A 2,990-nucleotide genomic window follows, 5' to 3' on the forward strand; every position below is an offset into this window, starting at 1 on the left:
CCCCCGCGACCCCACCGACCCCGGCGAAAGGCGGGTCCGCCTCCCGCGCCGCCCGGGACCACCTGTGGATGCACTTCACCCGCATGTCGTCCTACGACCGGTCCCCGGTCCCCACCATCGTGCGGGGGGAGGGCGTCCACGTCTTCGACGACCGCGGCCGTCGCTACATCGACGGCCTCTCGGGGCTGTTCGTCGTCCAGGCCGGCCACGGCCGGGCCGAACTGGCCGAGGCCGCCGCCGCCCAGGCCCGCGACCTGGCGTTCTTCCCCGTGTGGTCCTACGCCCACCCACCGGCGATCGAACTGGCCGAACGCCTGGCCCACGAGGCGCCGGGAGACCTGAACAAGGTCTTCTTCACCACCGGGGGCGGCGAGGCGGTGGAGACCGCCTGGAAGCTGGCCAAGCAGTACCACCGACTGACCGGCGGCTCCGGACGGTACAAGGTGATCTCCCGCGCGGTGGCCTACCACGGCACCCCGCACGGTGCCCTGTCCATCACCGGCCTGCCGGCCCTGCGCGCACCCTTCGAACCGTTGGTTCCCGGCGCCCACAAGGTGCCCAACACCAACATCTACCGGGCCCCGGTCCACGGCGACGACCCCGAGGCGTTCGGCCGCTGGGCGGCGGACCGCATCGAGGAACAGATCCTCTTCGAGGGGCCGGAGACCATCGCGGCCGTCTTCCTGGAACCGGTGCAGAACGCCGGTGGCTGCTTCCCGCCGCCGCCCGGTTACTTCGCCCGGGTCCGGGAGATCTGTGACCGGTACGGGGTGCTGCTCGTCTCCGACGAGGTGATCTGTGCCTTCGGCCGGCTGGGCACGACGTTCGCCTGCGACAAGTTCGGCTACGTTCCGGACATCATCACCTGTGCCAAGGGCATGACCTCCGGCTACTCCCCGATCGGCGCCGCGATCGTCTCCGACCGGATCGCCGAACCGTTCTTCCGGGACGACCACGTCTTCGCCCACGGCTACACCTTCGGGGGGCACCCGGTCTCGGCCGCCGTCGCCCTGGCCAACCTCGACATCTTCGAGCGCGAGGGGCTCAACCGCCGCGTGCTGGAGAAGGAAGCCGACTTCCGGGCCACCCTGGAGCGGCTGCTGGACCTGCCGATCGTCGGCGACGTGCGCGGGGACGGCTTCTTCTACGGCATCGAACTGGTCAAGGACCGGACCACGAAGGAGACGTTCACCGAGGAGGAGTGCGAGCGGATCCTCTACGGCTTCCTGTCCGGAGCGCTGTTCGAGGCCGGCCTGTACTGCCGGGCCGACGACCGGGGCGACCCGGTGGTGCAGCTCGCACCGCCGCTGATCAGTGATCAGGTGGTCTTCGACGAGATCGAGCAGATCCTGCGATCGGTGCTCACGAAGGCGTGGTCGATGCTGTGATCCCGGGGTCGTGACGCCCGCCCGTCGCCTCCCCTCCCGGATGCCGGGAGGGGAGGCGACGGGCCGTTCGGTGGTTCAGTGTCGCGGCGTCAAGCGCGTGAAGTCGGCGGCCGCGACCCCGCCCGCGGTCACCCGGACCACCGCGGTGCGGGGCCCGGAGGTGCCCGCCGGCGGCTCCAGGGTCACCAGATACCGGCCCACCGGTAGATGCGCCAGACCGAAACGGCCCGAGCCGTCGGTGCGCGCGACCGGCACCGCGTCGGACCCGCCGGAGCCCCGGAGGAGCGGACGCGCCGTCACCCGGGCACCGTCCACCGGGGTCCCGTCGCGCAGGGACACCGTCCCGGCGAGGTGGCCGTCGGTCGGCCGCTCCCGCCACTCCATCCCCGGCACCCCGGCCTGGCCGGCCAGCGGGGCCCGGGGACCGGTCGTCAGGGCCCGCGCCAGTGCGTCCCGTTCCGCCGCCCGGTCCGCCGGCGAGCCGTCCACATGCGCGGAACTCGGATTGGCATAGGAGTACCCGCTCCATCCGGCGATCGTGTTGCCGGCGGCGGTGGGAGCCAGGGCGATCCGGGCCTGTTCCACACTCTCGGCGATCGGGTTCAGGTAGAGGGCGGGCCCGTTGACGGCCTGTCGGCCGGACTGGTGGTCGGCCAGGAACTCCGACCACTCGGCGAACATCGCGGCCTGGTCGGGCATCCACTGCCGCTTGTAGTTCATCGCGACCACGGTGTCCACGATGCCCTCCTCCAGCCATCCGGCCCAGTCCTGGAGAACCTCGGTGTAGGGGCGGGAGCTCTCCCAGCCACCGGTGACGCCGGGACCGTGGCCGTAGGTGACGGCGTTGACCGAGAGTCGGACCGTCGGGTCCTCCTCCCACAGCCCCAGGTACAACCGTCGCACCAGCCCGGTCACCTGGTCGCGCCGCCAGGCGGTCCACTCGGCGTCGGCGGGGTGGGGCGTGTCCACGCGGCCGGTGGCGGCCCGGAAGCGGGCGAGGGAGACCTCGTTGTACCCCCAGTCGCTGCGGCCGGTAGCCGCGCTGCCGTCGGGGTGGCGGATGTAGTCGAGGTTGATCCCGTCCACGTCGTACTCGCGAACCAGGCCGCGGACCGCCTCGACGATGTGGTCCACGGCGGCGGGGTGGCCGGGATCGATGTAGGAGTTCGCTCCGATCATCTCGGTGCCGTCGGCCCGGCGGTTGAGCCAGCGGTCGGCTCCCTCGGCGGTGGGACCGTGCCGGTTGAAGGCGTGCTCCGGGGAGCGCGGTGGGGTGGCGCTGTTCCACAGCGTGTTGACGTTGACCCAGGCGTGCACCTCCAGGCCCGCCTCCCGGGCCTGTCGGATCACCTCGTCCAACGGGTCGTAGGGGGCGGGATCGATGGCCGCGTCGGTGCGCGGATACAGGGAGCGGTCGCAGAAGCAGTCCCAGCGGCGGGAGATCTGCACGATGAGGGCGTTGGCGTTCACCGCCAGGGCGTCCTCGATCACCCGGCTCACCCGGGCGGGGCTCTGGATCCCCTCGTTGAAGGCGTCCACCCAGTAGCTGCGCCACTGGTCGGGGACGCCGACGGGGTGGTGTTCCGAATCGGCGGCGAGGGG

2 protein-coding genes are annotated in these 2,990 nt (G+C 71.9%); one reads left to right on the forward strand and one right to left on the reverse strand.

All coding sequences use genetic code 11. The annotated features are described in order from the left end of the window. The first annotated feature begins 68 nt into the window (after positions 1-68). Positions 69-1,388: an aspartate aminotransferase family protein gene (locus FNQ90_RS18045; RefSeq protein ID WP_182607329.1), complete on the forward strand. Its 1,320-nt coding sequence runs from the start codon at positions 69-71 to the stop codon at positions 1,386-1,388. Positions 1,389-1,463: 75 nt separating this feature from the next. On the opposite strand, the gene FNQ90_RS18050 is transcribed toward FNQ90_RS18045, so the two are convergent. Next, positions 1,464-2,990, reverse strand: a 1,527-nt coding sequence (locus FNQ90_RS18050) for a family 10 glycosylhydrolase (RefSeq protein WP_228471359.1), incomplete at its 5' end; no start/stop codon positions are given.

The sequence above is a fragment of the Streptomyces alkaliphilus genome (genome assembly GCF_014141535.1).
Lineage (GTDB): Bacteria > Actinomycetota > Actinomycetes > Streptomycetales > Streptomycetaceae > Streptomyces > Streptomyces alkaliphilus.

Bases quoted from the DNA above. Each gene is read 5' to 3' on its own strand.
- FNQ90_RS18045 (WP_182607329.1), top strand. From the start codon at position 69: ATGCACTTCACCCGCATGTCGTCCTACGACCGGTCCCCGGTCCCCACC.